Source organism: Falsiroseomonas sp. RANM36 (assembly GCF_056682175.1).
Genome location: NZ_JBWXTD010000003.1, coordinates 1036049 through 1036843 on the forward strand (window position 1 = coordinate 1036049; position 795 = coordinate 1036843).

A 795-nucleotide genomic window follows, 5' to 3' on the forward strand; every position below is an offset into this window, starting at 1 on the left:
GGGGGCCCCCGGCGCCCCCCCTTCCCCCCCCCCCGGCCGCGCCTGGGGGGGGGGGGGGGGGGCCCCCCCCCCCCCCTTTGCGTTTCCGCCCCTCCACGGTGCGCCGGCGAAAGGCCTCTTCCTGCCGCGGCGGCCGGCGGCTAAAGACCTGCTCCTTGGGGCGGGCCTCGGCGCCGCGCCCCGGCATGGGCAGGACTGGGGAAAGATGACCGGACGCATGCGGTCCCCTCTGAGGGGCTTCCTCATCGGCGGGCTGGTGCTTGGCCTCGCGGCCGGCTGCAGCACGCCGAGCGATGGCAATTTCCGGGTTCCCGGCCAGAACGAGTACAACAGCGGCAGCGGGCGCGACCGCGTGCGTGGCCGGCTTGGCGGCACCGACGGCATCCTGCTGTTCGGCACCGACCGCAGCCGCCCCCCGCCCGGCTCGCCGGAAGCTGGCGGCGGCAGCGGCATCGGCGTGAATGCCTTCCTGTGGCGCGCCACCCTCGACACGCTCTCCTTCATGCCGCTGACCTCCGCCGATCCTTTCGGCGGCGTGGTGATCACGGACTGGTATTCGCCGCCCGGCGCCGGCGCCGAGCGCTTCCGTGCCACCGCCTACATCCTGGGGCGCCAGCTGCGGTCCGATGGCGTGCGCATCGTGGTGTTCCGCCAGGAAGCCCGCGGCGGCGGCTGGGTGGATGCGCCGGTCTCCGCCGGCACCGCGACGGAGCTGGAAGACCAGGTGCTGGCCCGGGCGCGGGAATTGCGGGCGCAATCCACCTCGGCGTCCCGCTAGCGGCCCGATGACCGAAG

The 795-nt window shown here is 75.1% G+C and carries 1 protein-coding gene; it reads left to right on the forward strand.

From position 1 onward, the window contains the following. The first annotated feature begins 217 nt into the window (after positions 1-217). The gene (locus AC1MIR_RS09765) at positions 218-778 is read left to right on the forward strand and encodes a DUF3576 domain-containing protein (RefSeq protein WP_480027976.1); all 561 of its coding nucleotides are present in this window, start codon (positions 218-220) and stop codon (positions 776-778) included. Positions 779-795 lie beyond the last annotated feature (17 nt).

What these genes read in the sequence shown, in the direction of transcription:
- AC1MIR_RS09765 (WP_480027976.1), top strand. Translation starts at nt 218, where the DNA reads ATGCGGTCCCCTCTGAGGGGCTTCCTCATCGGCGGGCTGGTGCTTGGC.